This window comes from Methanoculleus nereidis (genome assembly GCF_032944295.1).
Taxonomy (GTDB): domain Archaea; phylum Halobacteriota; class Methanomicrobia; order Methanomicrobiales; family Methanoculleaceae; genus Methanoculleus; species Methanoculleus nereidis.
The window spans coordinates 1-17,631 of the sequence record NZ_JABFFQ010000017.1 but is presented as its reverse complement, the minus strand read 5'-3'; the positions used below and the strand labels follow the sequence as shown (position 1 = coordinate 17,631).

The window sequence follows — 17,631 nt, the reverse complement described above, 5'->3', positions numbered from 1 at the left end:
CGGGGAAGGAGTACAGGCGACATCTCAGGAGGGCATGTTTCGTGAAATCCGGATGAAGGTGAACTGCTATAATAGAATGCTGGCTCTGGCAGGAGGACAAGCATCATAGGGATTATGCAACACAGCATCCCCAACCGAAATTATAAATATTCCAGGAACCCTTTTTCAGGTACAAACGTAATCCGACACTCAATGACGCACGTCGGAGCGATGGTTTCCTGTATGAGAGCGTGAAACTCTCATGAACCCTTTGCGCAGATCGGATCCCCTTCTTGATCTCCGCTTTCATGCAGCGGTCCCCGACGGTTGCGTATTGTCTCCTGCACTGGAGAGTGTCGACCTGGAGGTATCCGCATGAACACAACGTATATCCAAAATCCGATCGACGATACCGCGAACCCGATAAACGGCACGAAAAATCCTATCTATATATCATCGCTCGATGCAATCCCCGGTATCGATGCAGATGAGTGTGCCGACCTTGCACAGGTGATGGAACTCTTTGCGTTCCGCTCGAACGATTACTATCTCTCGCTGATCGACTGGGATGACCCGACCGATCCTATCCGGCGATTGATCGTACCGACTCTTGAAGAGCTCGAGCCCTGGGGGCACCTTGACCCGTCATCGGAGCACCGGTACACCCGGGCGCCGGGGCTGCAGCACAAGTACCGGGAGACCGCACTCCTGCTGGTCAGCGACCTCTGCGGCGGCCTCTGCCGCTACTGTTTCCGCAAGCGCCTCTTCATTGAGGATGCGCGCGAGGTGAATAAGGACATCTCCGAAGGGCTTGCCTACATCCGGGACCACCCCGAGATCACCAACGTCCTGCTCACGGGGGGCGATCCCCTGATCCTCGAGACCGGTCGGCTGCTCGATATCGTCCGGCAGCTTCGGGAGATCGAACACGTTGAGATCATCCGGATCGGCACGAAGATGCCGGCATACGACCCCTTCCGGATAACGAACGATCCCGCGCTGCTAGATATGATCCGGGACTACAGCCTGAACGAGAAGCGCATTTACATCATGGCGCAGTTCACCCATCCGAGGGAACTGACCGACGCCGCATGCCGGGCGGTCGCTCTCCTGCAGGAAGCCGGAGCGGTCGTCATGAACCAGACGCCCCTGATCCGCGGCATCAACGACGACCCGGAGGTGCTTGCGTCGCTCTTCGATAAACTCTCGTTCATCGGTGCGAGTCCCTACTATGTCTTCCAGTGCCGTCCTACGGTCGGCAACCGGACGTTTGCGGTGCCGGTGGAGGAGTCTTACCGGATCTTCGAGCAGGCCCGGACGATCTGTTCAGGACTTGCGAAGCGGGCCCGGTTCGTGATATCCCATGCGACGGGGAAGATCGAGGTTCTCGGGAAGACCGACAGATACACGTATTTCAAATTCAACCAGGCGGCAGACCCGGCGGACCGGGGGCGGTTCATGGTCTACAAAAGCAACCCGGAGGCTTACTGGTTCGACGACTACACGGAGTTAGTGGACGAGGGGAGGGTGAGGGGGCCGGACGGCCTGGTGTAGACCCGTTTTTGGGGCGACCGCGGAGTGTCTTGTCCCCACCTTTTCTATCCTGGCCATGTCTGCCCCTTTTGGAGGTCGGTGCCCATAAAGCACTGAACCGGTGCCCACCCTGACAATCTCTCCCACGGCGCGGCTGCGTACGATCGCCGGCACCTATAACCACGCGGTTCCAGGGCGGATGCCGGAACAGGGGGATCGGGCCTGTGTCCGGCCCTGTTGTTATCCTTCAGAACGGGTAGTCCGCAGGATCGGCGATATACTCCTCAAGGTTCCTGAAGGTGACCGTCGTTCCGCCGCTCTCGACGAAGAACCCGTCGCGGGCGATGGCGACTCCCTCAAGTGCGGCACCGCTAAACGTTATCTTCCCGTTGGGGGCGAAGAAGACGCCGGTTACACTGCTCCCTCCCATCCCTGTTATGGTTATATCGCCGGTGCGTGCGATGATGACGACATCGGTTGCGGTGGGCCTCCAGGGTGTGGAGGCGTAACTGTCGGCAAATACCTTCAGGTTGCTCGTCAGTTCTCCGCCTGAGACATACCCTTTTGATGCATACCAGTCAGCGGGTTTCGTGGTGGGTAGCTCCTGGTCTGGCATGGTGAATCCCGGCACCGTTGCCTGATGGATGCACTTGTCCAGAATCGTCTGGCTCATCGTTGGGGGATGTGTGAACGTACCTGTGTAGTAAATGCGTGCATCGTCTGCAATCCAGGGGGTGTTGCCCAGGGTGAGATCTCCGTCGACGTAGACATCATCGTGGATCCGTGCGTCTTTCAGGTCGAAGTTGCCGGCGACGTAGACGTCGCCGTAGATGTCCCTTGTTCCCACCCATAACTCGAGGTTCCCGTTGACGTAGATGGACCCGGGATCTTCTGGCGACCCGAGGCCGGCGCTCCCGCCATTGAGGGTAACGTCGCCGTCGATGTAGATGTCCGATACGGCGATGGAGGCACCTTCGTTGAAGTCGCTCGTATCCAGCCCTTCGGTGATGACGATGGTTGCGCCGGGGCCGTCGACACTATCACCCTTGAATGTGAGAGCGTTGCCGTAGATGACGACATTTTCGTCGATGATGAAGTTGACGAAGGACTTCGTAACCCGGATATAGTCCGGTTTCGTAAGGGTGCTCGTCCCGAAGGCATTGCTCACGGTCAACGTCACGGAGTAGTTGCCGGGGCTCTCGTAGGTGTGGACCGGGTTCTGCACGGTCGACGTGTTGCCGTCCCCGAAGTCCCAGAGCCATGAGGTCGGCCCTCCTGTGGATGTATCGGTGAACGCGACGGTGAGCGGTGCGGGGCCGGAGGTGACGTTAGCGGTGAAGTCCGCGACAAGGGGCACCGGTGTAGGCGTTGGGGTCAGTGTTGGTGTAGGCGTTGGGGTCAGTGTTGGTGTAGGCGTTGGGGTCTGTGTTGGTGTAGGCGTACCCTCTCCTATATCGTGGAGGAGCCAGTCGCTCCCGATGCGGCCCACGCCCTCTCCGGTGATCTGGACCCAGGGACCTTCAGCATCAAACATGCCATCATCGAGCACGAGAGCCTCCCCGGTCTTCCACGTTGTCCAGGTACCGGGCGCGTATTCGATGCCTGATGCATTGATGAGGATGACGTCATCCGTTCGGTCGACACCGTCGACGCGGATCGCGAAGCGCTCCCGTTCGAGAGGGTCGCCGCCGTCGTGGTAGATGTAGAGTTTGCTGTCCTCTCCCACAACACTGCGGGCGATCATCGCGGGTGCCGCATCGCCCGGGGGGCTGGAGAGGAGCGCCACCCAGACGATCGCCGCCGCTGTCACGAAGATGGCGATGAGCGCCACAACGGCGATGAGGTCGGAGACGGCGGTGTCGTTGGGCATTTCATTTACCCCTGCAGGGTTCCCATCTCGGTCAGCGATGCAATGGGAGTGTCGTTTTCATCGTATGCAATGACCACTACTGCGATAGTATCGCCCGCGGATCCTATGCTATTAATGTTGAGTTTTCCTGATGTGTAGAGGTCTTCGACCTCACCAGGAGTCATCCTGAGAGCCGTGAATCTACCTCCGGGAAGTTCCTTCCCTGCTGTGGGCATTTCGTCGTAATTATAGAGGATCATATGGACGTACTCTGTCTGGTTCGATGTGATCGTGGCAAAGATTTCTGCATCGTTCGCCGGCACTTCTCCAAGATCGATGGTCACGATACTCTCAGGCGTTGGAGTCGGGGTCTCTGTCACTCCCGGCTCCACCGGGTCCGGGGAGAATTCTGTCTCTCCCTCTCCCACGAAGTCCGGTTCTGCAAGGATCGTTTCGCTGCCACCTGATCCTGCGGTCACGACCACTCTCTCCGGTGTCCCCGACCCGTCATAGACTAACGTTTCCCCGATCAACCAGACTCCATCCTCCTGTCCGGTGAATTCACCCGTCCTGTCAACGAGGCCATCCCCGGTATCGACGTAGATCCGGTATTCCCCTGCCCTGAGAGGATCGCCCCCTTCGTGGACGAGGGCGAAGCTGTCGCTCCTGTTCCCCGCGACAATGGCTGCGCGGGGTATTTCTTCGGGCTGGGAGTCGGAGAGAAAGACTATAGCCACGATCGCAACTCCAAGGACGGTCAGGCCGACCAGGAGCATGACCCCTATCACCTCGGAGACTCCTTCTTCACCGGGATGCTGTCTCATATCGATTACTCCACCAGGGACGCCGCGTTATGGATTGTCACCGTGTAGTTCGCCGGATACACGCTGAGGAATACTTTCTTGTCGTCTGCCTCCGGCTTGATGGTGAGCCTGACACTCTTGTTCCCGTCAAACAACTCGGGCGTGGGCAGCGAGGTGACATTCTCATCCTTCGCCCTCTGCCGGACCTCGTCGAACGCCCTCTTCCAGGCTACATCGTCAGCGTCGTTCGCCTCGATGGTCAGGTTCACCCGGTCATAGACCCCGTCAACGGAAGACGTATTGCTCAAGCGCATCCTGGTCTCGATCCGCATCGGCCCCGACCCCGCGATCATGTCCGAGCCCTCGATCCGGATCGGGGCTACGGTGAGGCTGATATTATCGTCCCTCGTCTTCGCCACCGCGATCGACGGCCCGACCCGGACCGTCGTCCCCCCCTCCTGGGAGAGGAAGACCGCGCCCATCTGGTAGGTCCAGGTCTGGTCCACCCAGTAGTTGTTCGAGGACCGGTAGGTGAGGTTGCCGAGGGGGATGGTCACCGGGCTCCCCCCCTCGGGCTCAATCGTCAGACTGGCCCCGCCGCTCTTCACCGAGACCGTTCCCCCCGACCCCGCGGGGTTGAGGATGGGAAGCGAGAAGGCGCTGCCTGCGGTCGCCGGCGCACCCGTGCCGAGGTCGAAGGCCGTCGAGAGGAGCACCCCGTGCCTGTTGTTCACCCACAGCGAGTCGAGAGCAATCTTATAATCCACGAACCGGTCCTTCACCTGGTTCATGTGCGCGATCTCGTTCTCGCGCCCGACCGCCGGCACGCCGTAGACCTGGTACAGCGAGAGCGCTACAACGATCACGGCGAGGAGCAGAACGAAACCAACAACCTCCGAGAGGCCGTCGTCACGTGCGGAGGACGGCATTGTTAAGATAATTCTCTGTGCAGTGGCTATATGTACCTATTGTTCTCCATCATCGGCGTTCCGCCGGGAAAACCCAAAACCGGTGGATATCTGCCACCCTCCTGTCCGTGCTGAGCCTCTTTGCCTCTCTTCTCCGCACCATCAAACCTTTTCACCTCTGCCTGCCCATATATACTACAATATGCCACAGGAGTCGGGGATACCCTCCGGCGGGCGGTTCCTCTCTCCGGGATGCGTCCTCTGCCAACAGGGAGCAAAGATGGTCCTCTTCGTGACCGGCCGGTGTCATCGCGCCTGCTGGTACTGCCCGCTCTCGCGCGAGCGGAAAGGCCGGGACGTAGTGTTTGCAAATGAACGGAAAGTCTCGTCGCCGTTCGAGGCCATCGAAGTGGCGGAGAGCATGAGCGCTCTCGGGACCGGCATCACCGGCGGCGAGCCGCTGCTCGAACCCGACCGGGTGGTGGAGTACGCGGCTGCTCTCAAGGAGCACTTCGGCCCGGACCACCAGATCCACCTCTACACCGGCCTTGCGCCGGACGAACCCATGCTCCGGCGCCTGCAGGGGCTGGTCGACGAGATCCGGCTGCACCCTCCTCACGAGTCCTGGCCATGCATCCTCGAGACCGACTTCGCCCGCTCTGCCGTCCTCGCCCGGAACATGGGCTTTCTGATAGGCATCGAGGTGCCGGCGCTCCCGGGAATCGAGAACCTTGCCGCAGCCCTCCCGCTTCTCGATTTCCTCAACATCAACGAGCTGGAGTGGGGGGAGACCTGTGCCGATGCCATGCGCAAACGCGGGCTCGAGCCCGAGGACGGGGTGCATAACGCCGTGCTGGGCGCCCGTCAGTGGGCGGAGAAACTCTCTCTCGATCCTAAAGTGCACTTCTGCTCGTCGGCCTTCAAGGACTCGGTCCAGCTACGGGAACGATTAAAACGGATCGCTGCCAATACTGCGCGTCCGTTCGAAGAGGTGACGGATGACGGGACGGTCGTGTATGGGGTGCTTGAGGCGGCGGGCCCTGTCGATGCGTTCCTGGAGGGGTTTGACGAGGATGAGTATGCGGTCTGTGACGGAAGGATCGAGATGGCGTGGTGGGTGCTTGCCGAGCACGGCACCGGGCTGCCGGGTAAGAAGTATGTCGTCGAACGCTACCCGAACGGTGGCATGGTGGTCGAGGTGACGCCACTCTGATGCTGCGATCGAGGATTGAGCCTCTCTACGAGCGTTACCTGCAGTGGCAGGTGAAGCACATCCCCCGGCACGTTGCGGTGATCCAGGACGGAAACCGCCGGTTTGCCCGGAACCAGGGGCTCGAAACAGCGTTCGGGCACCGGCGCGGGGCGGACACCACAGAGGAGTTCCTCGACTGGGCGTGCGATCTCGGCGTGCGATACACCACGCTCTACACCTTCTCCACCGAGAACTTCCGGAGGGATAGGGAGGAGCTCACGTCGCTTTTTGCGCTCTTCCAGGAGAAGTTCCGCGCGATCCTCAAAGACGAGCGGGTGCACCGGAACCATATCCGGGTGCAGATGATCGGTGACCGGTCTCTCCTCCCCGACGACCTCCTCGCGACGATCGATGCGGCGGAGAAGGCGACGCAGGAGTATGCTGATTACTACATCAACGTCGCGCTCGCCTACGGCGGTCGGAACGAGATCGTGCACGCCGCCCGTTCCATCCTCGAAGGGGTCAAGCGGGGGGCCATCAATCCCGCGGCGATCGACCCCGCGACCGTTGAAGCCCACCTTCACCGGGGAGCGCCCATACCTCCCGTCGACCTGATCATCCGCACCGGCAACGACTACCGGACGTCCAACTTCCTCCCCTGGCTCGCGAACGGCCACGAGTCAGCCGTCTACTTCTGCGCCCCCTACTGGCCGGCGTTCAGGAAGATCGATCTTTTGCGGGCAATGCGGGTCTACGACCAGCGCATGCTGCTTAAGGAGCGTACGGACCGGCGGGCGTGAGGGTTACCTCCACGCCGACGTGGCTTCACGCGAAGTGCGACTGGCCGAAGGGCAGGAGCATGAGCACTACAGGTCCGAATCGCGAAGCGTTACCGTCCGAACCGGCGCGCCCTTGACTGGAAGTCCCGGAGCGCTCGCAGAAAATCCACTTTCCGGAGCAGGGCCCAGTTGACGTCGAGGAAGAAGAGTTCGGAGTAGACCGACTGCCAGATGAGGAAGTCGGTCAGGTGGTCGCCGCCCGTCTTGATGACGAGGTCCGGCTCGTAGTTGAAGGTGAGGTACGACTCTAGCAGATCTTCGTCGACCGATTCCGGGTTCACGCCGTCCTCAGCCATCCTTCTCACGCAGCCGGCGATCTCCTCCCGGCCGCTTTTGCCGATCGCCACCGTCACGTCCATGCCTTCGCCGCTGACCTCCTTTTCGTCCCGGTAGTGCAGGGTCAGGCGCGCGATCGAGGAGACCGTGCGGATCATCGGGAGGCACCGTTCCAGCCGGGCCGGATCGGCGGTGCTGATGTGGAACATGGCACTGCCGATCCCGAGTTCATGGCACCACTGGGCGGTAAGGAAGAGGTTGTCCGGGGCATCGAGCATATCCTGCTCGGTGATCATGAAGCAGATGTGCTCGGGGAGCGTGCGGAGGTCGCGGAGGAGGATCTTCTCGTAGAGCCGGTAGATCATGACGCCCACTCCAGCAGCGCGGATAGGGAGAGGGTATTTATGATGTCATCCGGGGTACACCAGCCCCGGCGTGCCAGTAAAATACCGTAACGCATATTTGCAAATTCGCCACTTCTGTGGGCATCAGTTCCTGCGGCCAGTTTCACTCCTTCTTTTTTCGCGTGCCAGATATAAATATCCTCAAGGTCGAGGCGGTGGGGCGACGCGTTGATCTCAAGGGCGGTCCCCGTCTCAGCCGCATGCTTCATGACGCGGAGAAGGTCGACGGCATACGCCGGTCTGCGGCCGATCAGGCGTCCGGTGGGGTGGCCGACGATATCGACGTGCTCGTTCTCCATTGCGGTGAGCACACGCCGGGTCAGGACGTCCTGGTCCTGGGCAAACCCCGAGTGGACCGACGCGATCACCACGTCGAGATCGGCAAGGACCCTGTTTTCATACCCGAGGGTGCCGTCGCTTTTGATATCCACCTCGCTCCCGGCGAGGAGCCGGCAGGTGTGCCGCCGGTTGGTCCGCTCAATCTCGGCCTGCTGCTTTGCAAGGGCTTCAGGCCTCACCCGTGAGGAGTGATCGGTGATCACGATGTATTCGTAGCCACGGGCGTCTCCTGCCTCTGCCACGTTATCGAGCGACTGGCGGCCGTCGCTCCAGGTGGTATGGGCGTGGAGGTCTCCCCGCACGTCGGATAGATCGACAAGGTCGGGGAGAGCGTTCTGGAGGGCGAGGTCGATCTCGCCCCGGTCTTCGCGCAACTCCGGCGGAATTGCCGCCATCCCGAGGAACGAAAAGACCTCCTCCTCGCTCGAAAACGTGTGCAGCCGGCCGTTTGAAGTGTCCTGGAGACCATCGGGCCCGAGACGGTAACCCCGTGCGAACGCCACCTCGCCGAGCCGGGCCAGGAACCCGCAAGAGCCGGTGGCGCAGAGGAGCGCGGTGCCGCACCGGCCGGTTTCGGTGAACCGGACGTTCACTTCGGCGCCGGCAACCGAGAGCGAGATCCGTTCAGCGCTCTCGCGGGTGACTGTACCGGCGGAGGATAGGTGGTCTGCGAGGGCGTCCCGGTCCTCTGCGGCGACGATCTCAAGCCTGCCGATGGTACTCGACCCCCGTCGGTAACTCCCTGCGGCCACGTATTCTCCGTCCATAAAGAGCGCTGCAACGCTCGCGAGCACACCGTCAGCCTGTGGGCGGGTCATCCGGTCCGACCTCTGGCGGAACTGCCTGATGCCCCTGCTGATCGCCCTCTCCTTCTTTGCGCCGAACCCGGGAAGCGCCCTGATCCGGTGGCCCTTCACCGCCTGCTCCAGGTCATCCAGAGACTGGATGCCGAGCCTCTTATAGAGGACGTGCAGGGTCCGGGGGCCCACCCCGGGTATATCGAGCAGTTCGACGAGCGACCCCGGGAGGGTTGCCTGCAGGCCTACGAGTTCCCCAAACGTCCCGGTGGCGGCGATCTCGTGGATCTGTCCGGCAATCCGGTCTCCTATCCCCGGGATACGGGTGAGTTCTTCCTCATCGAGTCCGGCAACCGGGAAGGAGAGGCGGTCGATCTGCCGCGCCGCCCGCTCGTAGGCGGCGAGCCGGTACCGGTCCTCCCCCGCGATCCCGAGCAGGCGGGCCATGAACGCGAGCCGTTCGGCAATATCCCTGTTCGTGGCCTGCCTTCCCGGGGTCTCCATGATCACCGATCAGCCTCAAAAGCATATAGGCCTTGATGCTTGTCGGGTGCATCTGCACGAGATGCGTCACTGGTCGCGAGGGTTCGTCTCCGGAAAGATGGAGGTGCGTTCCTCACCAGAGGGCGGGAAATGCCCGCGACCCCGGCTCCGGCAGGAAGCGTGCATGAAAGATACGTCCCCTAACCGGCATTTTCCGGAAAGAGTTTCTTTCCTGTTTCCGTGTATTCGATGACGCCCAGTTGTTTGAGGAAACCCCGGTCCTCATCGACCTCCCACCCCTCTGCAAGTTTGCCGCCAACTATGCGCCAGATGAAGACCATCGTCATTGCTACTTTCTTGCCGGTAGGTGGTAGCGGAACCCCGGAAAGATTCCATTCGCCGGTATGGGTCCCCGTAGCGTTAACACAAACCCACACCCTGTCCCCTTCGGCAATGATATCCTCGATATGTTCATGCCAGTCGGGAAAGGCGTCGAAAGCCAGCGTAAAGAGTTGTTTGAAACTCTCCCGGCCCTGTTGCTGATGGGTGTGGTCAACGTAATCCGGAGCTACCAGGTCGTCGAACAGATCCAGGTTTCGGTTGTTATAGGCTTCGATAAACCTGCGAACAGTTGCCTTATTCTCTTCCAGTGACATGGAGCACCACTCCTCCTTGACTCCATCCCTGGTACTTAACGGTTGTTCTCATCGTGTGGGCATCCGTTTCCAGCACTCCTGGTTCCAATCGGATAGGTTATAGCCCGCCGCTCTTAGGGCGGGCAGGAATCTCAGTCCCTGCCACGACATGGCACACCTCTCCCCGTATCGCGCTCTGATCCCGATAGCACTACCCAAATCCATAAACTTGTAGAAGTAAAAGAAATTGTAGCATGCTTCCTTCCACGCTTGAGGATTATCTTGAAGCAATCCTCACGATCACGGAAAACGGCGAGCGGTCGGCGACACTGGATGAAATAGCGGCGGCCCTCGATTCCGGGAAGGAGGTCGCCGGGACGACCATCGCCTCCCTGGTCGAAGAAGGCTACCTGGAGCGGACAGATGGCGACGCCGTCCGGCTGACCGGGAAGGGTTTGTCGGTGGCGTCACAGGTGGCCCGGAAACACCATGTCCTGCAGTGTTTTTTGACGGAGATGCTCGGCGTCGATGCGGATGCGGCGAACAAGGAGGCCTGCACGCTCGAGCACGGGATATCCGACGAGACCATTGACCGGCTCTCCTCCTACATGGACGGCGCCCGGTCCCCGCCGGGGCGGTTGGGACGCTGCCGGGGGTGGGACTGCACGCTGCTCGACTGCAAGGAAGGCGATACCGTCCGGGTGGCGATGATGCGCGGCCCCCGGCGGCACCGGAGACTGCTCGATCTCGGCATCTTCCCCGGCGAGATCGTGCAGATCCGGCGCAAACTCCCGAACCAGTCGGTCGTCGTCAGGGTGAAGGGGTGTGATATCGCCATCAGCCCCGAGATCGCGAGATCGATCATCGTGGAGTCGTGTCCATGAAGGTTGCGCTGATCGGCAACCCCACTGTGGGTAAATCTCTGATCTTCAACCAGCTCACCGGCCTCGGGGTGGAGGTGAGCAACTACCCCGGAACCACCGTCGAGTTGCAACGGGGCAACACCTGTTTCCAGCGCGAGATCATCGAACTCGTGGACCTGCCCGGCGTCTACTCGCTGGAAGGACATTCAGACGAAGAAACCCTGGTTCGCCGGTTCCTGGAGCAGCAAGACGTCGATGCGGTCATCGTGGTGGTGAACGTCACGCGCCTGGAACGCAACCTCTACCTGCTCCTCCAGGTGGCGGAGTACGGCCTCCCGATGGTTGTTGTGCTCAACATGGCCGACGAGGCCGCAAAACGGGGACTTGAGATCGATCCCAGCCCGATCCAGGACCTTCTCGGTGTCGAGGTGATCCTGACGGCGGCGTCGCAGGGGAAGAACATCGACCGGATCATCCCGGCTGCTCTTGCTGCCTCGAGCCCGTCGATGGTCGAGATCCCGTACGACCACCACATCGAGGCGGCCGTCCGGAGCCTCGGGAAGATGTTCGATGCCGACCGGAAGGAGAGCGTCCGTGCGCTTCTCGGGTTCGGCGATAACCCGGAACAGCTCGAGGCGGCGCGGACGATCTCCGATGAGATCGAGTCCCGGCACCGGATGACGGTCGCCCAGATCATCGCGGCCAACCGGCACAACTTCGCCCACAAAATCGCCGATCTCACCATAAAAGAGGAGACAGAGCCCCCCCAGACCGACCCGGACAGCATCCTGACACGGATGATTCCGGGAATGCCGATCCTGCTCGGTATCCTGATCGGGATGCTCCTCTTTGTCTTTATCGCAGGCTCGTTCCTCGAGGGGCTGATCGTGGAGTTCTTCGAGGTATACGCGATGCAGCCGTTCATCGCGCTCGGGCTCCCTCCGCTCGCCGAAGAACTGGGGAGAGCCATCCTGCTCGCGCTCCAGGCAGGCCTCGGGATAGCGTTCCCGTACGTCTTCCTCTTCTATATCATCATCTCCGTCCTCGAAGACTCCGGGTACATGACCCGGGCGGCCTTCCTCGCCGACAACGCGATGCACCGGGTCGGGATGCACGGCGGGGCGGTCATCCCCCTCACCCTTGCGTTCGGGTGCAACGTGCCGGCTATCATGAGCATCCGGCTCCTGCGCTCCCGGCGGGAGCGGATCATTGCCTCGTTCCTGGTCACGATGGTCCCCTGCTCGGCCCGGACCGTCATCATCGCCGGGATTGTGGCCAGTTTCGTCGGTATCGGGGCGGCGTTCAGCGTGTACGCCATCGTCTTTATCCTGATCCTCGCGACCGGGCTCGTCCTCTCCCGTGTGACGCCCGGCGAGCGGTTCGGGATGATCATGGAGATGGTTCCGCTGCGCTGGCCGGACCCAAAACTGGTGATGAAGAAGGCATGGTCGCGCCTCTCGGAGTTCCTCTTCATCGCGATGCCGCTCCTCCTTGCAGGAAGTGTCGTCCTCGGGCTGCTCGAGTTCTTCGGCGTCATGACGTTCTTCGAAGCGCTTGTGGAGCCGTATACCATGGCCCTCCTTGGCCTTCCCGGCTACTCGGCGACGGCGCTCGCCTTTGGGATCCTTCGAAAAGAGATGGCGTTCGAGACTCTTGCCATCCTCGCGGGCACCGCCGACCTCGGGGCGGTGCTCTCGTCGCTGCAGCTCTACATATTCGCGGTCGTGACCGTTCTCTTTGTCCCCTGCCTCGCGACGATCACGGTCCTCCTGCGTGAGGTCGGCTCACGGATCACGCTCGCGATCACGGTCTATACGGTCGCGCTCGGGCTCCTGATCGGAGGCTTAATTCACTATCTCCTGTCATAAGTAATGTTACAAGATGTACACCTACGAAACCGGCATCCCGATGATCGACAGGGAGTATGGGGGCCTGCGGGCCGCCACAAACATCCTTATCCTGGCGCCGCCTCTGACCTATGCGGAACACCTTGCATACTGGTTGGCCTGTCCCCGGGCTGGAGAATGGACGGTTGCGATCTCGACCGACGAACGTACCGCCGATGTCGTCGATGCGTTCCGCAGGTACGGGGCGGGCAGGCGCCAGATCGGGATCATCGATGCAGTCACGAAGAGTTCGGTGCCCACCCTGCAGGACACGACAAAGGCAAAGTTCGTCACGAGCCCTCTTGACCTGACCAGCATGGGGATCAAATTCTCCCGGATGGTGGAAGATATGTGGAAAGAGGGGGTGATGGCCAATCCTCCGGGCCCGATGCCCCCGCCCATCCGGCTTTCCCTCAACTCGATCTCGACGCTTCTTATGTATGCACGACTGGAGGTGACGTTCAGGTTCCTTCACGTCATCACCAACAGGGTGAAGAAACTGGAGGGTATTGGCATTTACGTCCTCAATAGCGAGTCGTTTGATAAGCAGACTATATCCACGATCAAACAACTGATGAGCATGGTCATCGAGGTGAGGACGGATGACGGGAGGCAGTCGGTGGAGCGGGACTTCCGCGTCATCGGCCTTCATGGCAGGACGACCCCCTGGATCCGTTACTTCTACGATGATGGAACACTGACCGTTGAGGGATGACGATGAAACCATGCCCGGCTGCTTTCGCTATCACGTTCGGAGCGGACCCGCCATGCTGACGTTCGTGGGTCTCGGGCTCTACGACCTCGGGGATATATCGGTAAAAGGCCTTGAATGCGTCAAATGCGCTGATGCTGTCTTTCTCGAGGCGTATACGTCACGGCTGATGGGAACGGACGTTCCCGCCATGGAGGCGTTCTTTGAGAAGGAGGTCCGGGTGCTCGCGCGGGAGGATGTCGAGCAGAACCCCCGCGAGATCCTTGATTGTGCCGCAAAAGGCCGGGTGGTGGTCCTGACCGGGGGGGATCCCATGGTCTCGACGACGCATGCCGACCTCCGGCTGCGTGCGGCCGCCGCCGGCATCGAGACGTCCATCATCCATGCCTCGTCGATATCGAGCGCGGTCTCGGGCCTCTCGGGCCTGCAGAACTACCGGTTCGGGAAGTCCTGTTCGGTGCCGTTCCCCGCGAAGGGCTGGTTTCCGACGGCCCCCGTCGAGACGATCGCGGCGAACCTCGCGCTCAACCTTCATACGCTCGTCTATCTCGATATCCAGAAAGACCGCTACATGCGCATCCCGGAGGCGATCACCATCCTTGAGGAGATGGCACAGAAGCGCGGCATCGAGCCGCCCGACCTCTACGTCGGCATCGCCCGGGCAGGATCGGATCACCCGGCGGTTGCTGCGGGAACCGGTGCGAAGCTCAAAGAGACCGACTTCGGGCCTCCGCTCCATATCCTCGCCGTGCCGGCGGAGCTCCACCCGATGGAGCGCGAGTACCTGGAGATGTTCGCCGGCCTATGAACCTTGAGGGGTACGGGGTGCTTTATCTGGAGGCTCTCTCCCGGACCTGGATCGCCGTCCCGGAAGGGACCCTCCTTTACCGGGTAGCCGATGAGGTGGTCGAGATGGCCACGGCGTACCACAGCGACGGGGTTGTGTTTCTCCGGACGGGTGACGTGGTGAACGCGCTCGCTGCCTTTGCCTATGGGCTCGGCTGGCTTGACGCAGGCTCGCGCCTCGGGCTGCTCGAGCCGCTCGCCGCCCACCCCCCGGACCCGGTTGACGCGTGCATCCCCGACTCGCGGAGCGCCCATCTGGACGAGAAGACCCACCGCTACCGGCGGATGCTCGACTCTGCCCTTTCGATGGTCGAGACGGGTCCGGACCAGGCAAGTCCGCTCTATGCGGGGGCGGAGACGCTCCGTTCGACGGCGCAGTCCTGGTACGCGGAAGGCGTAGAACTCCTCGATGCGGGTGACCGTGCCGGCGCCCTCGCCCGGTTCAGCTACGGGTATGCCTGGCTCGATGCTGGTATCCGGGCGGGTCTGTTCAGGATAACCGGCGAACGGGGTCTCTTCACCGTCTAAGGGCTGGCGCGGAAACACGTCGCGGCCCCGTCGCCCCCATTTCCTGCAGATCCAGGGCCCTATCGGTCTACGATAAAATCATGGTTAAATAGTAGCCGCACAATACCTTGTTAGACCAATTTCGGGTATTTTTCTCGTGAAATTGCCCGAAAATCCGCAAAAGATCTGCGGATGCCGATCTGGAGCGGGGGGACCGGGTCTGCGAAGCCCGGTCTCAGGCCCGGGAGCGTAGAGCATGAAGAAATCTCAGTGGAAGTGGCTGCTCGTCTCGATCAGTTTTAGCGCTCTCGTTATGGCGGGTGTCCTGTACTTCACCGTCGATGAGATGACGGTCGAGTACCTCAGCCGGGTAAACCCGCTCTATCTGGCCCTTGCTGTTCTCCTCCACATCGTCTCGCTCGGGTTCTGGGCGTTCCGTATCCAGAAGATGTCGGGGTCGCTCGGGTACCGGGTTCGTTTCAGTCACTGCCTGAACCTGGTGCTGGCGAACATGCTCGTTGCGGCGGTCACCCCGTCGCAGGCCGGCGGCGAGCCGGTCCGGGTCCACGAACTTTACCGGGCGGGTGTCCCGGTCGGGGACGCCACCGCCGTCGTCGTCATGGAACGGATCCTCGACGGGATCGTTCTCGGGGCCTCAGGAGCCTTTGCTATACTCTTCCTTGGCAATTACTGGAACAGTCTCACCTCGGGGATCAGCGGGGTGAGCCTGGTAATGTACGCCGCCTGGATCTCCGTCACCCTCTTTGTGCTGGTCTTCATCTACTCGGTGAAGAACCCGGACCACCTCAAACGAGCCCTTAAATGGATATCCAGGTGGATCGACCGGCGCTGGCACTTAAAGCGGCTCGAAAACCTGCTTGATGCGATCGACCGGGAAGTGGACAACTTCAACACGGGTCTCGTCAAGTTCGTGAACCACGGCAAGAGCGGCCTCGTGTGGGGCTTTCTCTTCACGGCGCTCTTCTGGCTCTCGGAGTTTGCCATTGCATCGCTGCTTCTTGTGGGTCTCGGGCAGCCGCCGTACTTCATCGAGTCGTTCGTCGTCCAGCTCATCATCGCCATCATCATGATGATTCCGCTCACGCCCGGAGGCTCGGGCGTTGCCGAACTCGGGGCCACGTCGCTCTACAGTCTCTTCGTCCCGTCGTCGATCGTAGGCGTCTTCGTCCTCCTCTGGCGGCTGATCCTCTACTATCTCAACATCCTCCTCGGCCTGCTCTCGAGTCTCGTCATCGTCCGGCGCGAGTTTCTTGCCCGCGCCAGAAAACAGCGGTGATTGACCCCAAGGTTTAAACGCCAGAAGACTCATGTCAGGTGATCACATGACGGCTCAAAGTTGCAGGGTGCAGGGCGTATTCATGTCGGTGAGCGAGATGGGAGCGGCGCCGACCGTCGTCCTCGATGCCGGGGGTGACAGCACGATACCGATATACGTCGGGCTCTGGGAAGCGATCTCGATCAGCAATGCGCTCAACAGCGAGATGCTTCCCCGTCCCATCACCCACGACCTCATCGTCGAACTCTTTCGGAATTTTGAGATAGTTCTCGATTCCCTGCACATCGATTCCCTGGAGGAGGGAGTTTTTTACGCCAAACTCCTTCTGCGGCAGGGATCGCGCACCGAGATCATGGACTGCCGCCCGAGCGACGGTATAGCCATCGCTCTGCGCTACCGTGCTCCTATCATGATCGAGGATACGGTCGTTGCGACCGCGGCCGTAAAGAAGGATGATCTCCCGAGGATGGTGGACCTGAAGGAATATCTTTGAGCGGCCGGCTCTGTACCGAAGCCGCCACGGGGAAAAACCGTTGAACGTTACTTCCGGCGTGCAGCGAGTTCGTCGAGCACGTCGGCCACGTCGGTGTCCGATGCCCGGAGCGCCACCAGAAGGTGGAAGAGGAGGTCGGCCGCTTCGGAGACCGTCCTCTCCGGGACCTGGTTCTTGGCGGCCAGGATGAACTCGACCGCCTCTTCACCGACCTTCTCGAGGGATTTGTCGACCCCCTTCCGGTGGGTCAGGACGGAGCTGACGTAGCTCTCGGCAGACGGGTGCTCAGCCCGGTCCTGGATGACCTGCCAGACTTCTTCGAGGACCTGCCAGTCACGCATGGGCATCAACTCCCGCGAGCACCTCGCCGAGTTCGGTGTCGAAGTACCGGGAGAGGAGGAGCCGTGCCTTCTCGATGGTGCATCCGCCTTTCCCTATGGCGATGCCGAGATCATTCGTATCGATGTACACCGTGAGCCTTCCGTCATCGTTTTTCCTGATGCTGAGGACCGTTGCCGGTTTAAACGCGTTTCGCGTGAACGTCTCGATCTCGGGAGAATATTCGACCATCTCGATGCGTTTCCCGAGGACCCGCTGCATCTTCCGGATATTGTTTCCCTTCCGGCCGATAGCGAGACCCATATCTCCTTCTTTTATGAGGTATACTACGCGGTCGAAGCGCTCGTCGATGATGCAGTCCAGTGCGGTCGCCCGGGTAAGGATTCTCAACTCTTCGATATATCTTCGCTCTTTAAAGCATATGGTTCGTATCATTGAAGCAGTCCCCAATGGGAATGATGCGGTATGATATAGTCACTGGGAGGATATATATCTGAGTACCCAGGACATTCGGGAAGCGCCTGTCTAGTGTCTTTTGTCCCACATTTTTATAACAACAATTATATTGTTCCATGTTGAATACAACTCTCATGGGGAAGAGCAAGTACACCGTTACCCTTACCGACGACCAGCGTTCGTTCCTCGAAGGCC

At 60.7% G+C, this 17,631-nt stretch carries 18 protein-coding genes; 10 read left to right on the top strand and 8 right to left on the bottom strand.

Features of this window, described 5'->3' with window-relative positions; genetic code table 11:
* Positions 1-354: 354 nt before the first annotated feature.
* Positions 355-1,533 carry a KamA family radical SAM protein gene (locus tag HL657_RS13200; protein WP_317297277.1) on the top strand — a complete coding sequence of 393 codons (1,179 nt, stop codon included), beginning with the start codon at positions 355-357 and terminating at the stop codon, positions 1,531-1,533.
* A gap of 226 nt (positions 1,534-1,759) precedes the next feature.
* Here the strand turns inward: HL657_RS13200 and HL657_RS13195 are convergent, their stop codons facing one another.
* The 3 genes from HL657_RS13195 to HL657_RS13185 are packed head-to-tail and all read right to left on the bottom strand — an operon-like array spanning position 1,760 to position 5,093.
* Entirely contained in the window at positions 1,760-3,382 is a 1,623-nt protein-coding gene (locus HL657_RS13195; RefSeq protein WP_317297276.1) for a PKD domain-containing protein, read from the bottom strand.
* A gap of 5 nt (positions 3,383-3,387) precedes the next feature.
* On the bottom strand, positions 3,388-4,185 hold the full coding sequence (locus HL657_RS13190) for a type IV pilin N-terminal domain-containing protein (protein ID WP_317297275.1): 798 nt from the start codon (positions 4,183-4,185) through the stop codon (positions 3,388-3,390).
* A gap of 5 nt (positions 4,186-4,190) precedes the next feature.
* Positions 4,191-5,093: a DUF7289 family protein gene (locus HL657_RS13185; protein ID WP_317297274.1), complete on the bottom strand. Its 903-nt coding sequence runs from the start codon at positions 5,091-5,093 to the stop codon at positions 4,191-4,193.
* Between the two features lie 181 nt (positions 5,094-5,274).
* On the opposite strand from HL657_RS13185, the gene HL657_RS13180 reads away from it, so the two are divergent.
* Together HL657_RS13180 and uppS are read left to right on the top strand one after the other, a co-directional pair.
* A complete protein-coding gene (locus tag HL657_RS13180) occupies positions 5,275-6,285 on the top strand; it encodes a radical SAM protein (protein WP_317297273.1) in 1,011 nt (336 codons plus the stop codon).
* Positions 6,285-7,064 carry a polyprenyl diphosphate synthase gene (uppS, locus tag HL657_RS13175; RefSeq protein ID WP_317297272.1) on the top strand — a complete coding sequence of 260 codons (780 nt, stop codon included), beginning with the start codon at positions 6,285-6,287 and terminating at the stop codon, positions 7,062-7,064. The genes HL657_RS13180 and uppS overlap by 1 nt, the downstream gene beginning before the upstream one ends.
* Before the next feature lie 89 nt (positions 7,065-7,153).
* Here the strand turns inward: uppS and HL657_RS13170 are convergent, their stop codons facing one another.
* The 3 genes from HL657_RS13170 to HL657_RS13160 form a co-directional block, all read right to left on the bottom strand.
* The gene (locus HL657_RS13170; RefSeq protein WP_317297278.1) at positions 7,154-7,744 is read right to left on the bottom strand and encodes an undecaprenyl diphosphate synthase family protein; all 591 of its coding nucleotides are present in this window, start codon (positions 7,742-7,744) and stop codon (positions 7,154-7,156) included.
* Positions 7,741-9,423, bottom strand: a complete 1,683-nt coding sequence (locus HL657_RS13165; protein ID WP_317297271.1) for a helix-hairpin-helix domain-containing protein — start codon at positions 9,421-9,423, stop codon at positions 7,741-7,743. Before HL657_RS13165 ends, HL657_RS13170 begins: the two co-directional genes overlap by 4 nt.
* Positions 9,424-9,602: 179 nt before the next feature.
* Positions 9,603-10,058, bottom strand: coding sequence for an ester cyclase (locus tag HL657_RS13160; protein ID WP_317297270.1), 456 nt, complete (start codon positions 10,056-10,058; stop codon positions 9,603-9,605).
* 233 nt (positions 10,059-10,291) lie between these two features.
* Between HL657_RS13160 and HL657_RS13155 the strand changes: the two genes are divergently transcribed.
* The 7 genes from HL657_RS13155 to HL657_RS13125 all read left to right on the top strand — a co-directional run bounded on the left by HL657_RS13155 (position 10,292) and on the right by HL657_RS13125 (position 16,641).
* Complete coding sequence (locus HL657_RS13155; RefSeq protein WP_317297269.1) at positions 10,292-10,921, top strand: metal-dependent transcriptional regulator; 630 nt, start codon at positions 10,292-10,294, stop codon at positions 10,919-10,921.
* The gene (gene feoB / locus HL657_RS13150) at positions 10,918-12,768 is read left to right on the top strand and encodes a ferrous iron transport protein B (RefSeq protein WP_317297268.1); all 1,851 of its coding nucleotides are present in this window, start codon (positions 10,918-10,920) and stop codon (positions 12,766-12,768) included. Before HL657_RS13155 ends, feoB begins: the two co-directional genes overlap by 4 nt.
* A gap of 13 nt (positions 12,769-12,781) precedes the next feature.
* Positions 12,782-13,501, top strand: a complete 720-nt coding sequence (locus tag HL657_RS13145) for an RAD55 family ATPase (RefSeq protein WP_317297267.1) — start codon at positions 12,782-12,784, stop codon at positions 13,499-13,501.
* Between the two features lie 52 nt (positions 13,502-13,553).
* Complete coding sequence (gene dph5 / locus HL657_RS13140; RefSeq protein WP_317297266.1) at positions 13,554-14,306, top strand: diphthine synthase; 753 nt, start codon at positions 13,554-13,556, stop codon at positions 14,304-14,306.
* The gene (locus HL657_RS13135; protein ID WP_317297265.1) at positions 14,303-14,872 is read left to right on the top strand and encodes a DUF357 domain-containing protein; all 570 of its coding nucleotides are present in this window, start codon (positions 14,303-14,305) and stop codon (positions 14,870-14,872) included. Before dph5 ends, HL657_RS13135 begins: the two co-directional genes overlap by 4 nt.
* A 235-nt stretch (positions 14,873-15,107) precedes the next feature.
* On the top strand, positions 15,108-16,148 hold the full coding sequence (locus tag HL657_RS13130; protein ID WP_317297264.1) for a lysylphosphatidylglycerol synthase transmembrane domain-containing protein: 1,041 nt from the start codon (positions 15,108-15,110) through the stop codon (positions 16,146-16,148).
* A gap of 46 nt (positions 16,149-16,194) precedes the next feature.
* Positions 16,195-16,641: a bifunctional nuclease family protein gene (locus HL657_RS13125; RefSeq protein WP_317297263.1), complete on the top strand. Its 447-nt coding sequence runs from the start codon at positions 16,195-16,197 to the stop codon at positions 16,639-16,641.
* A gap of 47 nt (positions 16,642-16,688) precedes the next feature.
* Here HL657_RS13125 and hisE read toward each other — a convergent pair whose 3' ends face one another.
* Both hisE and HL657_RS13115 read right to left on the bottom strand, forming a co-directional pair.
* Entirely contained in the window at positions 16,689-16,982 is a 294-nt protein-coding gene (gene hisE, locus HL657_RS13120) for a phosphoribosyl-ATP diphosphatase (protein ID WP_317297262.1), read from the bottom strand.
* Complete coding sequence (locus HL657_RS13115; RefSeq protein WP_317297261.1) at positions 16,975-17,415, bottom strand: NusA-like transcription termination signal-binding factor; 441 nt, start codon at positions 17,413-17,415, stop codon at positions 16,975-16,977. Before HL657_RS13115 ends, hisE begins: the two co-directional genes overlap by 8 nt.
* Positions 17,416-17,631 lie beyond the last annotated feature (216 nt).